The organism is Terribacillus sp. DMT04, from assembly GCF_019056395.1.
Taxonomy (GTDB): Bacteria; Bacillota; Bacilli; order Bacillales; family Amphibacillaceae; genus Terribacillus; species Terribacillus aidingensis_A.
In genome coordinates this window covers 1,626,174-1,641,877 of the sequence record NZ_CP077639.1, presented here as the reverse complement: position 1 = coordinate 1,641,877, position 15,704 = coordinate 1,626,174, and the positions used below count along the sequence as shown (strand labels likewise).

Here is a 15,704-nt window from a genome sequence, read left to right as displayed (position 1 = left end):
TCCCCCTGTCTATTCCTTGAAACGAATGTTAATCGATTCTCCGTGCCCTGCCAGCTGCTCCTCGTCTGTTAACTGGACGACGCTTCCTTGGCTTTGTTTTAGTGCTTGTTTATCGTAGTACGTGTACGTCGTTTTTTTAATAAAGTCATCCACGCTGAGGCCAGATGAAAATCTAGCTGTGCCATTGGTCGGCAGCACATGGTTTGTTCCTCCATAATAGTCGCCTAATGCTGTCGGAGCATATGCGCCTAAAAAAACGGATCCGGCATGTTTAATTTTGCCTAGCTTTGCTTGTGGATTGCTTGTTTGTATTTCCAAATGTTCTGGGGCGAAGCTATTGGATAATGCAAAACTCTCCTCCAGTGAATCTGTCTGTACAATAGCGCTGTTCCCGTTCAGTGCTTCTTTGGCGATAGCTCTGCGGGGCAGCTTCTCCAGCTGTCTTTCCAGCTCACGTTCCACTGAATAGATAAGCATATCGCTATTTGTCAAAAGCACAACCCTGGCATTTTCATCGTGTTCAGCTTGTGCTAACAAATCTGCTGCAACAAATGCCGGATCCGCTGTTTCATCCGCAATGATGGCAACTTCAGATGGTCCAGCAATCATATCGATTCCTACTTGTCCAAACACGAGCATTTTAGCTGCAGCTACATAAGCATTGCCAGGTCCGACAATCTTATCGACTGGCGCAATCGTTTCGGTGCCGTAAGCTAAAGCACCGATTGCTTGAGCACCGCCAATTTTATAAATCTTATCAACGCCAGCAATTTCTGCTGCAGCAACAAGTACTGGCATAATAGCTCCGTTATCTCTCACTGGTGTCACCATAATAATTTCCTGAACGCCTGCCAGACGAGCTGGTATAGCATTCATTAAAATTGTCGATGGATATACAGCTTTGCCCCCAGGTACATAAATACCTATCCGCTCCATCGGCAGCACGAGTTGCCCGAGCTGTTTGCCATCTTCTGCAGTCATGATACGAGAAGTGATAACCTGTTTTTCATGGAACGATCGGATATTAGCAGCCGCTTTTTGTAAAGCTGCCAGTGTTGCAGGCGCAACTTTTGCCTTGGCTTCTTGGATTTCTGCTTCTGATACAAGCAGCCCCTTCGCTGTGGTACCGTCAAACTTTGCTGTGTACTTTTGTACGGCTTCATCTTTGTACAGGCGAACATCCTGCAAAATTGCCGAAACGGTCTGCAGTACTTCAGCATCAAAACCACTGTCTGTATTGCGAGTGCAAAACTGTTCCAGAAATTGCGCGCTAGTAAGTCTCTTCATCATGTGCTCACTTCTTCCTGCAGAATGTTTAAGTAAGGCTGCAATATATCACGTTTCATTTTTAAAGAAGAACGATTGGCAATGACTCTGGCAGTGAAGTGTTGAATATCCTCGATAACTTCTAATCCGTTTTCCTTTAACGTAGTGCCAGTTTCCACGATATCGACAATCGCATCCGCCAATCCAAGCAGCGGAGCCAATTCAACAGATCCTTCCAGCTTAATAATATCGACTGATTCACCTTTATCTAAGTAAAATTGCTTTGTTATATTCGTGTATTTGCTGGCGATTCTTTTCTTCCGGTCAGGCCAAACTTTCGTTTTTTCCGCAGCAACCGCCATCTTGCAAGCACCGAACGGAAGCGGAAAGAGATTGAACACATCAGGCTGAAACTCCGCTATAATATCTTCGCCAACTACACCTAGATCGGCAATGCCATGCTCCACGTACGTGGTCACGTCAACGCCTTTTGCGAAGAAATAAATAGCTTGATCTGTCTCCACACTCAATTTGCGCCCTTTTTCCACAAGCGGTGTGCTATCAATGGCGCGCTCCTCCAAGTAAGCAAGGAATTGTTTCTCAACACGGCCTTTCGTTAACGCAATAACTGGTTTCATTTAACCTTCACCTCGTATTCTTCGCCGTTTCGAACTAGCTGAAAGACTTGATCATATGATTCTGCCGTTTCACCCACTCTGACATCTACGACAGCATGCGGGAACTTATCACGCAGTTTTTCTGCAGCAATCAAACCTTGTTCATCAGTCATGAGGCACACTCTTTCTTGCTTAGCTGCTGCTGGTAGTGCTGCTGCGAGGACATCCATATCAAATGCTAATCCGACAGCACTCATGCTGCCGCCAAACTGTTCATACAGCTCATCATATCTGCCTCCAGAGAAGCACTCTGCTCCGTTTGCTGCTACAAATCCGCGGAACATGGCGCCATTATAATAAGGGAGCTGTTTGACACGCCCAAGATCAACAATAACGTCCTGCCCAAGCTCTTCTAACGCTAATGCCAGCTGCTGCAATTCTTGAATAACAGCAAGCAGCTTCGGTTCCTCGGCCCATTCCTGCTCGTATTTAGCTAATACAGCTGTCCCGCCGAAAGCATCGGCCAAATCAGCAACCGCTGCCGCTGTTTGCTCGCTGCCTGTTTCGCTAATCAACCGATACACTTCGTCTTTTCGTTTATCATGCATAGCCTGCCTTACTTGAGATGCTTTTTCTTCATCCAATTCTAACGAAGCGATAAACGTTTCAAAGATTTCGGTATGCCCGAGTTCAACGCTGTAACTATCCACGCCAAGCTCTCGTAAGAAACGAACGGCAGTGAACAGACTTTCATATTCCCCGTAAAGCCCTGGTGTTCGAATAATTTCAATTCCTGCTTGATGACTTTCGACGCCATTATGATCTTTTCGAAACACGGAACCCGCGTAAGCCCATTTCTGCTGCTTTGACTGCTGATTGGATAAAGCTCTTGCTACAGCGATTGTCCAATCAGGTCGCAGTACTTCAATCTCTCCTTCTTCATCAAACCATTTGAGCATCTTTTTCATTGTCATTCCGGCATATGAATTAGTGAAAGTATTGCTATATTCAATAACTGGCGTCTCAATCGATTGATAATTCCGTAAATTCACAACAGACTGGAACGTTTCATATATAGCGACGCGATTAGTAAGCTGTTTGCCTGTCAAATCGCGGCTCCCTGCAGGTAAGAACATCTCGAACCCTCCGATTCTATCTTTATCATTCTACCACTTTACCAAAGTAAAGGATTTCTATTGATTTGAATGTAACATAATGAGATACTAGCGTCAACACATAACGAAAGGAGCAAGCATATGATTGGAGATTTTCACGTACATACTCAATATTGCCAGCACGGATCCGCCGATAAAATGGAAGCTTATGTCCTGCAGGCAATAGAGAAAGGACTGACTCATCTTTCTTTCACCGAACACGCTCCGCTTCCGGAAAGCTTTACGGACCCCGCTCCCCAGCAAGACAGCACCATGGATCGGGATAAGGTGGAAGCTTATTTGAAAGAAGGACAAGCGCTGCAGAAGCAGTATGAGCAAGATTTGCAAATTAACATCGGATTTGAAGTCGATTATATCCAAGGTTATGAGTACGAAACAAAGCAGTTTCTTGATATGTATGGAGCCGAAATAGATGACAGTATCCTCTCTGTTCATATGCTGCAAGCGCCAAATAAGTCTTTTTTCTGCATGGATTTTAGTGAAGAAACGTTTGGTCGTGCAGCAAAAGCTTTTGGCGGACTGAACCTACTCTATAAAGCTTATTATGACAGTTTACAAGCGTCTGTTGAAGCAGAACTTGGCAGATTTAAGCCAAAACGTATTGGCCACATCACGTTGATTCAAAAATTCCAACTCGCTTACCCCCAGCCTGCTGACTTTTGGGAAGAACAACAGCAGCTATTAGCATTGATTAAAAAGAACGGTTATGAACTGGACGTGAATACGGCCGGGCTGTTCAAGCCATTATGTAAAGAAATGTACCCGCCAGTTCGACTTATTCACCACGCCATAGAGCTTGGCATTCCGCTAGTTTCGGGGTCTGATAGTCATGCAGCTGCAGGAATTGGGAAAGGTTTTGAAGAACTGCAAGACTATCCGTTACAGCTTCCGCAAACATAATGATAATACAATAGCTGCGCTAAAATCTGTTTAGCGCAGCTATGATAAAGAAAGGGTCCTTCTAACAAAACGTGTTATCTACCAATGAGATGGTCTTTATAAAGTGGGCCACGTGGAACATTTTCTCGACACCATCCGGATACTACCGACAGCCTTTTTCTAAAAAAGTCTTCTGTGATACAGCTTGTCCAGCACCTAAACAATTTATCACACTGCACCCTATAAATCGTTTTTCTCTTCATTCGCTATGTATCCAGCAGCCATAATCAGCCTGCAAATTTCCACATCGTACACTGCTGGCTTCCTAATCGGGAAATCATTTGATGCAAATTGCGAAGTGCCGCACAATATAAATCGTAACAGTTTAGGCAATCTGCTGAACGACATACACGATAAGGGACTTTCATCATGCTCACTTTAACTCTGTCGTATCAGTCTCTTCGCTCTCACTTTATAATAGGAACCTGCGATTAAAGAAGCAAAAAATAAAGGCGACGAAGTAAACATACTCTCATCAAATCCTTCCTCAATAAGAAAATCGAATGTATACCCCACAATTAGTAATCCTGTAATAATAAAGCACATAAGCGAACTTTTTTTACATTCTTCTGGCGTACTCTTTTTCAACCCCTCCACCTCCTAAAACATGTAATAATGGTGACACCACCTATAAATATTACTATAAAATTACATATTAGCAAATGGCTGTCTGCATGGTAATATTCTTAAAAACTCAATCACACTTCCTTTATATGGTACTATTGAATATGTATACAGACTAGTTTTAAGAGAAAAGGAAATAATCACACGAAAAAGCAAACAATCATCATTTACTGCCATACTATTTTATTCGTGCTAGTAATGTTACTGACTGGCTGTGCAAATAATGAAAACGAAACCCAACAAGCTCCAAACAATAGTGCTTCCAGCGCAGAAGAACATACGAATGATGAGAATACGCAGACAGACGCAGACGAAACATCAGCCTCTAACGCAAGATTAGATGCTACTAAGAGAGATGATTCTGTAGAGGAATCTAAAGAAAACAGTACTGAAGAAACTGTTACAAATGAAAAACAAGATAGCAATTCAGATCCTACAGATGAGAACGAGGATTTGTTAGCGGGATACTCCGATGAAGAAATCGAATATGCCCGTATCTGGCTGCTGCTCGGACCAAATCAACAAATCGGCGAGTTGAATGTAACACATATCCCAGCAGGCACACCGCTGGAACCTGAGTATTTCCCAATTGTGGACTATCCAGAAGATGTAACCCAGCTGAGCGGTTCCCGCATAGCAGATGAATCTGTCACGTATAGTAGTAATGGAGATGGTACCATTAATGTTTTCAATGTACCTCTGCTTGGAAGATGGTTCGGAGGCACTCCACCTGATGAAAATCTGGACACAGCTGCAATGCGAGAAACGTTTGAAGAAATTATTGCTGCTACAGAAGAAATATACGTTGATCCAGGAAACGATGAAGCAGTCAAAAGGCTTATCGAGTTTATCAATCAATAAAAGTACCTTCCATACTAAAAATATAAAGGTAAGAAGAAATAAATCTATTTCATTTCTTCTTACAGCTTTATAGCTTCACCAAACTAAGGATGTGAGGACATTGAAAAAATATAGCTTTCCCTTTCTTTTCTCTATTCTATCCCCACTTTTGACTCTGATTGCAGCAGCTTTATTGGATATAGCTATCAATGTAGTACCGCCAAGTGTAGTCCATGTAAGAGAAGTCATGAACTTTCTAATCGTCTTTCTGTTAATCAATCCTCTAATCGGCCTTGTGTGTTCTTTCTTTATAAAAAAGAAAAAGTTTAAGATTCTTCTAGTAATTATTAATTTGATTTTCTCGATTCTCTTTGTCATTCCCATGATACTTTTATCTGCCTTTATTTATGGAGATGCTTCATTCGCTCCTTAATGCATTCGATAGCGTTTAAAAAGTAGAATTATTTATTCTTACCAAAGGGGTGTACGATATAAAAACAAGAAACGTACTATACAAGGAAGTTCAAAGGCCCCAGCTCATTATTTGGATAATATTCCTATCCATTGCCGCACTCATGTGGTATGCGTTTATTCACCAAGTTTTGCTTGGAAATCCATTTGGAAGCAAACCCGCATCAAATGCTACTGTAATCGTATTTTGGCTTATATTTGGGCTCGCGTTTCCTTTAATCTTACTAAAATGGACGAAACTAATTGTAGAAGTGCATGAGGACGGTCTATACATTCGCTTCATGCCATTTCATTTGGAATATAAGAAGTTTTTATACAAAGAAATAAAGAGCTACAAGTCCATCAAATTCAGCCCGTTTACTCGTTTTGGCGGCTGGGGATTTCGTGTAAACTTCAAGGGAGAAACGGGGTATATATCAAGCGGAAAACAGGGCATTGAACTAACGTTGAAATATCAGACTGTCGTGATAAGCGCAAAAAATCCGGATGAACTAATAAAAGCAATGGACATAAAAAATGCTTTATAATTAGGTAAGTATCTATTTTAGGTACTTACCTTTCTGAACCAGTGGGTAAAATCTACTCTATGAAAATCTTTATTCACAGGATTATTTGTTCAGCTATTGTCAATTAGTTATCAGCTTCTATATCCCACATCCTTTGCACATTTACTAATTCTCTTCCCATAAATTCCATCTTATAAATATCCGGTTTCGACGTGCTATGTAAAAAATCTAATCCATAGCAGCTGTCGAAATACCCCAACATCAATGTCATTACTGCTCCGTGGGTACCTATTACAACTTTCTTACCCTGGAATTTATCTAACAGTTCTAACAAAACGTTTACCGCTCTTTTTTGACAATCGGCATTAGATTCTCCACCCTCTAAAGCATAGCTTGCATCATTAAATGACGTCTCCAGCAGCGGAATTAATTCTTTATCTCCTACTCGATTATCGTCAGCTGAGAATCTTCTCTCTTTTAAATCTTCATACACGAGAACGTCTTGGTTGATTTGCTTCGCTATTTCATTAACGGTTAAAATAGCACGTGTGTATGGGCTTGATACAACAACATCTATTCCTTCGTCTGCTACTATTGCCGTCACTCTTTGCGCATCTATGTAACCGTTCTCCGTTAACCCTCTTGTTCTTTCATTCCCTTCTTTAGGTGAATCTCCGTGTCTTACCATATAAATAAATGTTTGCATAGCTTCCTCCAAATGTTGCTTGCCTTATGTTTATTCGCTAACTCGCACGTGCGGACAGCGTTTCTGCAGCTCACTAAGAAACTCTTTTTTTAGTTCTGGTGAAATTTTCACACTTCCAGCTATACCTGTTTTATAGTATAGTTCCAATGCATCTCTAGATGACAAAATACGATAACCTGTAAATATATCTTTCGTTGCCTCTACTTTTATTATATCACCGTAAGAAATTCGACTTCTGAATAGTCCCCCTTTTACGAATAAGTGTTTCTGACAAAAAACATATTTAATAGAAAAAATGGGCCATATAAGTATACTCACCATCAGAGAGAATGCTGCTATCATAAGGAAGGCCGCTAACCAGGTAACCCCCTTCATAAACATCAGCGGCCAGAAACATGCTAAAGCAACGATAGCCAATACGATTAAAATGAAATTCACAAAAAAAGCATCTACCTTGGAACGGAAAATCATTAGAATGCTCCACCTCCAAACTGTAATTGAGGTTTCGTGCTTGGGCGAAAAAAATTGGTTGTTCAAAAGTACTTGATGGGCTAGTTTCTGTTGGGAATAAGATGAACAACGATGTCTTTAATAGAGGTGAATACAATGTGAAGTACTGCCAAGAAAGTAATAATCTTGAAATAAGGGTTCTCATACAGAGTGATATATTCCGTAAACAAATGCGTGTTGACTAAACTGTGCGCAAAATTACCCATTAGGTTTAGGTTAGGTTCCAGAAATGTATCATCAATAATGATAAATATTGTCTGCATGATAACGAATCCAATTAACGTTATCGTCCACTTCTTCGTTAAACTCGCGCGACCTTTCTTGTTATTTCTGCTCAATAATTCGAAACCTCCTTCCCTTCGTATGGTTCAAGTAAAGCATATCACGAATAAACCATATTTTGTAAGTTGATAACATGATTATTACTTGTTATTTTGTTCACTTATTTACGAAGTGTTCCTCATTAAGTTTCAGCAAACAGACACAAAAAAAGACTGCCAGAAATACCTAGCAGTCCTTTCCTCTTTCCTTATTCTCTATCCAAATCCCGAACGGCCGGACCTTCCACTACTTCTCCGACAGCCGTAAAGCGTGAGCCGTGACAAGAACAATCCCACGTATGATCCGCGTCATTCCACGCAACCGGGCAGCCATTATGGGTGCAGGCTGCATTCATTTTGTGCAGCTCTCCGTCTTTATCTCGGTAATAAGCCATTGTCTGGCCGTCTTTCTCTAAAAGAGCACCTTTTCCGTTGGGCAAATCATCCGGTTGGACAACCTTTTCATTACTAATTCGATTAACGTCATCTTCTCCGAAACTAGCAGCTTCTGCTTCTTCCATGTCGCGTCCAATCTTATATAAATCAGCAAACGCATTTTCTTTTCCGTCGATTAAATCTGCCAGCAAGGTTGCAGCTGCTACACCGTTGGATAATCCCCATTTTCCGAATCCAGTTGCGGTATAAACACCTGGTGCTTCATCACTCACTTTGCCGACAAATGGCAGCTGGTCAGTTGTGAGCAAGTCATGGCTGGACCAATGCTCATACAGCTCCTCTACTCCGAACTGTTCGTCAGCAAATTGATAGATTCTTTCATAGCGATCAAGGACCGAAGTACCGTCACCTGTCACATGTGATTCTCCGCCGACTAACACATAGTGATCTTCGCCTTTTTTCAAGCTGCGAATCGATCGTTTCGGAGACTCGAGACTAATGTACATGCCTTTTGGATAAGGTTTCTTCGACTTGATTGCAATACCGTATGAGTTCTTTGGATTCATATTGGAGGAAAAGTATTGATTTTCAAGCTCCAATGGGAAATGTGTCGCACTTACAACATTATTCGCTGTAATGGAATAGCCGCTTTCGGTATGAACAACTGGACGGTCTTCGGTATCAAAAGATACAGCCAAGCTGTGTTCGTAAATGCTACCGCCGCGCAGCTCAATCTCTTTCAGCAATCCTACCAAGTACTTCACCGGATGAAACTGCGCTTGCTGACGCATAACAGCCGCTGCTTTAATCGGTATATCAAGTGGCAGGTTATCGGTTAAATACCCGTCGATTTGCAGTTTGCGATACGCCTCGACTTCTTTCTCAATTGTTTCGGTACCTTCATCCAGCTGGGTATAAATATAAGCGTCTTGCTCTTCAAATTCACAATCAATACCATGTTCAGCTGACGTATCTTTTACATAGTTGATGGCTTGCAGATTGGCTTGGAAATATTGCTTGGCTGTTTCCTCCCCATATCGCTCAATCAAGCCTTGGTAAATAATATCATGCTGTGCTGTCAGTTTACTTGTCGTGTAACCAGTAGTTCCTGAAATAAGCTCACGGCCTTCAATTAGAACAACGCTTCGGCCTCGCTTTGTCAGTTCATAAGCTGTCGTAATGCCAGCAATGCCTGCACCGATGACCAATACATCTGTATCCAGATCTTTCTCAAGGGCCGGATAGGACGGCATATCGGTGGAATTTCGCCAGTATGATGTTGGTTTATCTGAGAATATCTTTTTTGTTTGCTCCATAACTGCTAACCTCCTGGACTATCGCCTTTTGGTTATACAGTAACCTTATTTGCCAGCCATCAAACTTTTTTGCGCAATAGTAAATGAAACGTTTCTAGCACTTCTTGAAGCTTTTGCTTAGAAGAAGTGTCGGTCAATGCACGAAGCATGCCGCTATAATAGCCTGCTAGCTGCTCGTACGCCTGCTTTTGCAGACGCTTTTCTTCCGCTTGCCATATTTGGCTGTAATGGTTTTCCATAGCAACAATATAGTCCTTCAACATGTCTGTCAGCATCGGATCCAGAAGTTTTAACAGCTCCTCTTTTAGCTTTTCTTTTTCATTTCCTTGGAAAAATGCCTTTGCTCCACGGTATAGCTTTTGTATTCGTGCTATATCTGTTTTCTGGAAAGTAAGCTCTCTCTCGGGCGGCGTTGTTTCAGGAAGTCTGTTATCGACCGCAGCAGCAACCGTTAATGCTTTATTAACTTCTTGTACTGTTTGTTCCGCTCCAATTCGCCAGCGCTCCAACTGCTCTCGGACAGTCCTGTCGACTCGGATGGTAACAGCTCGATACTCCTGTTCCAGCTGCAATTGAATTTGATGAGAGAATTCCGTCACTTGACGGCCGACTTCCTCTCTGCCTGAAGCGCCGCTGCTTCTTATACGAGAAGGATTGAAGCATTGCTTGAACAAATCGTTTGCTTCCAGCAGCTGTCTTTCTTTTACATAGTGCAGTTGCTTTTCAATGTGCTGGCTGATCGCTTGTTTGAATACTGGCTGTGTATACGTTTTAATTGTGCGCAGTACGTTTTCTTGCTCCACTTTGTATTGGCGGACTTTTTCTTGCTTGGATTTTTCATCCAGGTCCATTGCTTTCCCATATGCACGCAGCTGGTTATATTGCCTTTGCAGTTCTTTTCTCGCACTGTCGATAATCACATCCGTCAATTCATGCCGAATAAAGCTGTTTAACTCTTGTTCAAGTTTTCCTAATCCAGAGTCCAGCAGTTGGTCGGATTGCTTCTCCTGCAAACCGAGTAAGCTGCTTAACGCAAGGAGCCGCGGCTGACGAATTTGGAAGGCTGCCAGATTTTCTGCAACATAATTCGTAACATAGTCTTTCTCTGCTTCATCCTTTGCTAAATCACTAGCGTTCACAATAAAGAACATATTATCCTTTTCCAAGGCACCTTTTACTTTTCCTAATTGCTGCAATACTTGTTCGTCTGCTTTGGAGAAAGCATGATTATAATACGTAACAAACAAGATAGCATCCGCGTGCTTCATGAATTGGAATGTGACATCCGTGTGGCGTGCATTAATAGAGTCAGCTCCTGGAGTGTCAATTAGCGTCACACCTTGCTTCAGGAACATATTGTCCAAATAGACAGTAATTTGCTCAATAAAACAGCTTAACGATTCTTTTGTGACGTGCTCGCTGAACTGTTCAAATGGGATTTTCCCTTCTGATCCCAGATTTGTTTGCACAAATTGATAACCAGATTGGACGGCTTGCAGAAACGCTTGATGCCTTTTATCTTCCGCCAAGTCTGATGGATCCTCTGTTAAGAATGTATCCATGTCGAGCTGTTTACCGCTAAGACTTTCGATATCTGCCTTTATGTGATCCTGTGATTTCCACTTGACAACAACAGTTTGGTGTGGGTGCGTCTTTGTTGCCTGCTTCAGCATATTAATGGAAGCGGTTGTCGGATTTGGCGATACTGGCAGCAGACTCTCCCCAAGCAATGCATTCGCAAATGAAGATTTTCCTGCGCTGAAAGCACCAAATAACACGAGTGTATAATCTTGGTGCGTCAATTTTTCTTTTCTATTCTTTAAATCTTCAATAGCAGATTGAAACCCTTCCATTTCCGTGAGAGCAGCTGCAGCATTGTCGAGAAGCTGTGCCATTTCCTCGGGTGATAGCTTTGATCCTAAGTCATGTTGTACCTGTATTTCCTGCTCAAGTTCAACTTGTTTAACAGCCGCTTCAGCACGCAATAAATCTGCACTGTTTTTCTCATCATATCTGTTCGCTATCGCTTGCTTCGCCTGGTCGATTGTTTCCGTTTCGATATGGTCCTCAGTTCGGTGTATGTTCGCAGCTAATTCTTCAAAACCAAGCTGGAGCTGGTTGATTTTTTGCTGGATATGATTATTTTCTGCTACTTTTTGTTTTTCCTGCTTTTCCAGCTGTTCTGCTTGTTCAAAAGCAGTATCTGTCGTAGCAATAGCCGCTTCCACTACAGAAAGAGCAGCTTTTTTATACGCTAGCTTAATATGATCCTGCACAGCAGCTGTATAAACGAGTGTATACGTTCCATTCATACTTGCTCCTTGCTGAATATGCTGCTCCAGCAGGTCAGCTGGTATGTCTGCTTTAAAATCCTGCAGCAGTTTTTGCACCGATTCGGTATACACATCATGCTGATTGGCCCATTCAATTAGTTTGTCACGCAAGCGCCAGATCAGCTGCTTTTCGATTTGTTTTTGGATATGCTCCTCTGTCTCAACACGCCGCCGTTCTCTTTCTTCTGCTGTTTTTCGTTTGCTGTTAAGCAGACCAATTTTAAAGTCTGGGAAGGTGGACTCTAAGTATTTCTCTGCTGATTCACGGACTTCAAAAGGCATTAAGTTCGCATTTTTTAGCGTCTGTTGGATGGTTTCCCGCCCGTTTTCTTCTGCTGTTTGCTGTTTTTTTCGCCAATTGGCAGCTTCATTTGTCTGATCATCCATTAGTTCATGAAGCTGTTCTGCCAGCGCTGCTTTTTCTTCTTCTGCCTGCTGCTTTGCTTCATACAGATAGTCCTGAATCAGCCGCTGTCTTCCCCGTTCTAAACCTGCTTTGTGCAGCTGTTCTTTCTCTGTAAGCAGCTGCTGCATCTTTCGCTTTACATCATACAGCTGATTATGCGGATGTGCTGGATCTTTTAATGTGGTATAGAAGATATTTTCGGGTGTAATTTGCCATTGCTGAAATACTGTCTGCACACCTTTTTGAAAAACCGTCCAAGATAGCTCTTCTTCGCGATGTTTATCTATTTGGTTAACGATAAGATAAAACGGCTGCTGCTGTGCTGAAAGCTCTTGTAAAAACAGCAAATTCACTTCTGATTGTACATGGTTATAGTCTGTCACATAAAACATACTGTCCACCAGATGTAAGGCCGACTCAGTCATAAAACGATCCGCATCATCACTGGCATCAATACCGGGGGTATCCATCAAAGCAACTTGTTCTGGAAGTCCGGTTTCCTTATCTTGTATAGCAATTTTACGGATATCCTTATTCCGGCAATATGCATCAAGTGTTTCTTTTCGGTAAGGAGCTGGCAGCTCATACTTTGTTTCATCGGATCCATACGCAAATACTTGCGGTGTACCTTGTTGAACCGTTACGATATTAGCACTTGTTGGAATCGGACTGGTTGGCAGTACGTGGGTGCCGAGCAGCGCGTTAATAAGAGAACTTTTCCCTGCCGAAAAATGACCCGTAAAACAAATAAAAGCTGTTCGGTTTTCCGCTTTCTCGACTAAATCAAGTGTCTTTCTACTAAACTGTGCCTCGTTTTTTGCTTCGAAAAATTGATATAATGCCGACAGACTGAACAATTCCTTTGTTTCTGCTGTACGCCGCATAGATGACCCCTCCTCTTATGTATGCGCATTCATATTTTTTATTATAAAACAGGAAAACCGCACTTACCATTGTAAATGCGGTTTTTTTGTTTATTCTCCCATATATGGAATATGAACATCGGTCTCCAATTCACCTGTAAATTGGCTGATTGACAAATCATTTCCTTTTATCCAGCTAGCAAAATTTATTTCGACTGGCTCTTTATGACCAATAGCAAACCCCATTTTCAGTTCTTTTGGTTTGTAGACAGAGGTATGAATTGTGCCCGCCCAGTTGCGATAGCTGTCGGAAAAAACATCATACTTTGGATCATTCAAAAGACGGAAACCTTCGTTTGCATGCATCTCTTCTTGGTGATGTTGTTGAATAATATCCATGCGGCGCTCACTGTCGACAAGATAATGACGATTTTCTTTCGTCAGCACATCAAAATGATTCGTACTATAATGCGCTTTTTTCACAGCCGTTCCCCGCGGACTTCCCTCTATTACGCGGCGGGTTCCAGCTGCATCGTTTATCACATAGTTAAATGAATGCCGATGCGGCATTTCTGTCAGCTTTTCTACCGCCTCTTCCGTAGTAGAAGCTGTTTCTAATACGATTCGTGCCAGCATGTTGCAAATAAAGCCTTCCTCGGCAAAACGCTGATGCACAAAATTATACCCAATCGTCAATCCTTTCTCGTTCATCCCATCAATGCGGCCAAGAATCCGCTGAGAAGGTCCGATTGTAGCAAAGTACTCTTTATCTGACGGCTGAAACAGAACAAAACGGCCTTCATATGTTTTTGGATGATAATCGTAATTACGAGCAAGAAAATCATTTCCAGTAACAATGGAGCAGCCGGAATTGATTCGGTATTCTTGCTGAAAACCGCTGTAATCCATCAATGTCTCTTCAATGGAAAGGCCGAGCGCATCACTCAATCCTGTCAGCTCTTCGTAAATGCCAGAATGGTAGCTGCGGAACATGCGAAATGCATCCGCGGCAGCAACTGTGTAACGACGGCGGTTCCGCTGTTTCTGCTTTTGCTGATACGTGTATAAAGGTGTATCTTTTAAACGTTCCCCTTGCATAACGCCAAAGTCGTAATGCGATCCTCTAAAGGTGAACACGCTTGATTGTATTTGTTTCATAGGAGAACCCTTCTTTTTTCTATAGTGTCTTCCTATTATCCAATACAATACCGGACCGAGGGAAATGATATGCTTAACCCTCCTCCACTTTACAAACTGTAAGCTGCATCGGATAAGACTCCAGAACACTCGTATATAGCACAGTAATCTCATCGCCATTTTCAACTGTATCCGGTATGACGGCATCCCTTAGTATGTATTGTGTTTTGTCTTCAGACACAAGAAAATATTGTCCATCTTCTTTTGTATCCAGATAGCCAGTCATTACTTGATGGCATTCTTCTGGTGTAGGTTTTGCAGTGGAGCAGCCTGCAAACAATAGTGCTAAAAGCAACATAGCCATGTACTTCACTTTTCTTTCCTATCCCGTTTGGACAAATAAGCAGAAAGCGGCTTCCCCCAGCTCCATACACCAGCCAGTCCCAAGACTCCCAAAGCAAGCCAAACGAAGAAACGCTGCTCCAAAAAAAGCAATCCAGAAATCATTCCAAACAAGACAATAATTGAGCTTAGTATCCGCACAATCCTGCTCCTTTCTTTTACTAACTGTTTATATCAGTTTTTTATGTAAATTATTCCTAGATTACTGTTGATGAAAGGGAACAAATGTTCTAAAATAAAGAAAAGAAACTGATGAAGGTGGTATAGTTTGAGATGAGGCCAGAACTTACGAAAGATATAACTATTCAAGAGTTTCGAGATTTTTACTGGTTAAAAGAAGAACTGCAGCACTTCTGCAGAGAACATGCTATTAGTGCTTCCGGTTCAAAGATGGAGATTGCCGACAGAATTGAAGTATTTCTGCAGACCGGAGAAATTAAGAAACCAATCCGTAAGACGAAAGGGAAGCAAAAAACGCCTCAAGCAGCATTAAGTCTTGAAACAGTTATTAGGGAACATCACCGCTGCAGCCAAGAAGTCCGCACATTTTTTAAATCGGTTATCCCCACGTTCCATTTCTCCACTCACATTCAGAACTACTTTAAAACCAATATTGGCAAAACGTATCAAGATGTTGTCGAGGCGTGGTATGAGGAGGAGGCGCGTAAGAAAAGTCCATCCTATACGAAAAATATTGCGCCCCAGTTTGAGTACAATCGCTTCATTCGTGACTTTTTTGCTGATCCGAAAAATCGTAAAAAAAGCCGCCAGGATGCTATAGAAGCTTGGAATAACATCAAGAAACTGCCGGGAAGTAATGCATACAAATCAGTAAACTAGCTCTTCGATGCACTAGAGAGGATCTAACACTTGCCCT

The 15,704-nt window shown here is 42.0% G+C and carries 16 protein-coding genes; 4 read left to right on the top strand and 12 right to left on the bottom strand.

Features of this window, described 5'->3' with window-relative positions:
* Window positions 1-9 precede the first annotated feature (9 nt).
* The 3 genes from hisD to KS242_RS08720 are packed head-to-tail and all read right to left on the bottom strand — an operon-like array spanning window position 10 to window position 3,019.
* A complete protein-coding gene (hisD, locus tag KS242_RS08730) occupies window positions 10-1,290 on the bottom strand; it encodes a histidinol dehydrogenase (RefSeq protein ID WP_254391846.1) in 1,281 nt (426 codons plus the stop codon).
* Window positions 1,287-1,904, bottom strand: a complete 618-nt coding sequence (hisG, locus tag KS242_RS08725) for an ATP phosphoribosyltransferase (protein WP_217323955.1) — start codon at window positions 1,902-1,904, stop codon at window positions 1,287-1,289. The genes hisD and hisG overlap by 4 nt, the downstream gene beginning before the upstream one ends.
* Window positions 1,901-3,019: an ATP phosphoribosyltransferase regulatory subunit gene (locus KS242_RS08720; protein ID WP_217323954.1), complete on the bottom strand. Its 1,119-nt coding sequence runs from the start codon at window positions 3,017-3,019 to the stop codon at window positions 1,901-1,903. Before KS242_RS08720 ends, hisG begins: the two co-directional genes overlap by 4 nt.
* A gap of 120 nt (window positions 3,020-3,139) precedes the next feature.
* Between KS242_RS08720 and hisJ the strand changes: the two genes are divergently transcribed.
* Window positions 3,140-3,958, top strand: a complete 819-nt coding sequence (hisJ, locus tag KS242_RS08715; protein WP_217323953.1) for a histidinol-phosphatase HisJ — start codon at window positions 3,140-3,142, stop codon at window positions 3,956-3,958.
* A 417-nt stretch (window positions 3,959-4,375) separates the two neighbouring features.
* Here hisJ and KS242_RS08710 read toward each other — a convergent pair whose 3' ends face one another.
* Window positions 4,376-4,585 carry a hypothetical protein gene (locus tag KS242_RS08710; protein WP_217323952.1) on the bottom strand — a complete coding sequence of 70 codons (210 nt, stop codon included), beginning with the start codon at window positions 4,583-4,585 and terminating at the stop codon, window positions 4,376-4,378.
* A 234-nt stretch (window positions 4,586-4,819) separates the two neighbouring features.
* On the opposite strand from KS242_RS08710, the gene KS242_RS08705 reads away from it, so the two are divergent.
* Both KS242_RS08705 and KS242_RS08700 read left to right on the top strand, forming a co-directional pair.
* Window positions 4,820-5,482, top strand: a complete 663-nt coding sequence (locus KS242_RS08705) for an NUDIX hydrolase (RefSeq protein ID WP_217323951.1) — start codon at window positions 4,820-4,822, stop codon at window positions 5,480-5,482.
* A gap of 461 nt (window positions 5,483-5,943) precedes the next feature.
* The gene (locus KS242_RS08700) at window positions 5,944-6,459 is read left to right on the top strand and encodes a DUF6141 family protein (protein WP_371747617.1); all 516 of its coding nucleotides are present in this window, start codon (window positions 5,944-5,946) and stop codon (window positions 6,457-6,459) included.
* A gap of 103 nt (window positions 6,460-6,562) precedes the next feature.
* Here KS242_RS08700 and KS242_RS08695 read toward each other — a convergent pair whose 3' ends face one another.
* From KS242_RS08695 to KS242_RS08660, 8 genes are all read right to left on the bottom strand, one after another.
* Complete coding sequence (locus KS242_RS08695; protein WP_217323950.1) at window positions 6,563-7,144, bottom strand: histidine phosphatase family protein; 582 nt, start codon at window positions 7,142-7,144, stop codon at window positions 6,563-6,565.
* A 30-nt stretch (window positions 7,145-7,174) separates the two neighbouring features.
* The gene (locus tag KS242_RS08690; protein WP_217323949.1) at window positions 7,175-7,615 is read right to left on the bottom strand and encodes a PH domain-containing protein; all 441 of its coding nucleotides are present in this window, start codon (window positions 7,613-7,615) and stop codon (window positions 7,175-7,177) included.
* 80 nt (window positions 7,616-7,695) lie between these two features.
* Complete coding sequence (locus KS242_RS08685; protein WP_217323948.1) at window positions 7,696-7,992, bottom strand: YfzA family protein; 297 nt, start codon at window positions 7,990-7,992, stop codon at window positions 7,696-7,698.
* A gap of 191 nt (window positions 7,993-8,183) precedes the next feature.
* Window positions 8,184-9,686: an FAD-dependent oxidoreductase gene (locus tag KS242_RS08680; protein WP_217323947.1), complete on the bottom strand. Its 1,503-nt coding sequence runs from the start codon at window positions 9,684-9,686 to the stop codon at window positions 8,184-8,186.
* A 59-nt stretch (window positions 9,687-9,745) separates the two neighbouring features.
* Entirely contained in the window at window positions 9,746-13,309 is a 3,564-nt protein-coding gene (locus KS242_RS08675) for a dynamin family protein (RefSeq protein ID WP_217323946.1), read from the bottom strand.
* A gap of 90 nt (window positions 13,310-13,399) precedes the next feature.
* Window positions 13,400-14,446, bottom strand: a complete 1,047-nt coding sequence (locus KS242_RS08670; protein WP_217323945.1) for a C45 family autoproteolytic acyltransferase/hydrolase — start codon at window positions 14,444-14,446, stop codon at window positions 13,400-13,402.
* A gap of 73 nt (window positions 14,447-14,519) precedes the next feature.
* Complete coding sequence (locus KS242_RS08665; protein ID WP_217323944.1) at window positions 14,520-14,789, bottom strand: hypothetical protein; 270 nt, start codon at window positions 14,787-14,789, stop codon at window positions 14,520-14,522.
* 5 nt (window positions 14,790-14,794) lie between these two features.
* Window positions 14,795-14,968, bottom strand: coding sequence for a hypothetical protein (locus tag KS242_RS08660; RefSeq protein ID WP_217323943.1), 174 nt, complete (start codon window positions 14,966-14,968; stop codon window positions 14,795-14,797).
* 132 nt (window positions 14,969-15,100) lie between these two features.
* Between KS242_RS08660 and KS242_RS08655 the strand changes: the two genes are divergently transcribed.
* Complete coding sequence (locus KS242_RS08655) at window positions 15,101-15,667, top strand: DUF6434 domain-containing protein (protein WP_217323942.1); 567 nt, start codon at window positions 15,101-15,103, stop codon at window positions 15,665-15,667.
* The last annotated feature ends 37 nt before the right edge of the window (window positions 15,668-15,704 follow it).

Bases quoted from the DNA above. Each gene is read 5' to 3' on its own strand.
- hisD (WP_254391846.1), bottom strand. From the start codon at position 1,290: ATGATGAAGAGACTTACTAGCGCGCAATTTCTGGAACAGTTTTGCACT.
- hisG (WP_217323955.1), bottom strand. From the start codon at position 1,904: ATGAAACCAGTTATTGCGTTAACGAAAGGCCGTGTTGAGAAACAATTC.
- KS242_RS08720 (WP_217323954.1), bottom strand. From the start codon at position 3,019: ATGTTCTTACCTGCAGGGAGCCGCGATTTGACAGGCAAACAGCTTACT.
- hisJ (WP_217323953.1), top strand. From the start codon at position 3,140: ATGATTGGAGATTTTCACGTACATACTCAATATTGCCAGCACGGATCC.
- KS242_RS08705 (WP_217323951.1), top strand. From the start codon at position 4,820: ATGTTACTGACTGGCTGTGCAAATAATGAAAACGAAACCCAACAAGCT.
- KS242_RS08695 (WP_217323950.1), bottom strand. From the start codon at position 7,144: ATGCAAACATTTATTTATATGGTAAGACACGGAGATTCACCTAAAGAA.
- KS242_RS08690 (WP_217323949.1), bottom strand. From the start codon at position 7,615: ATGATTTTCCGTTCCAAGGTAGATGCTTTTTTTGTGAATTTCATTTTA.
- KS242_RS08680 (WP_217323947.1), bottom strand. From the start codon at position 9,686: ATGGAGCAAACAAAAAAGATATTCTCAGATAAACCAACATCATACTGG.
- KS242_RS08675 (WP_217323946.1), bottom strand. From the start codon at position 13,309: ATGCGGCGTACAGCAGAAACAAAGGAATTGTTCAGTCTGTCGGCATTA.
- KS242_RS08670 (WP_217323945.1), bottom strand. From the start codon at position 14,446: ATGAAACAAATACAATCAAGCGTGTTCACCTTTAGAGGATCGCATTAC.
- KS242_RS08665 (WP_217323944.1), bottom strand. From the start codon at position 14,789: ATGGCTATGTTGCTTTTAGCACTATTGTTTGCAGGCTGCTCCACTGCA.
- KS242_RS08655 (WP_217323942.1), top strand. From the start codon at position 15,101: ATGAGGCCAGAACTTACGAAAGATATAACTATTCAAGAGTTTCGAGAT.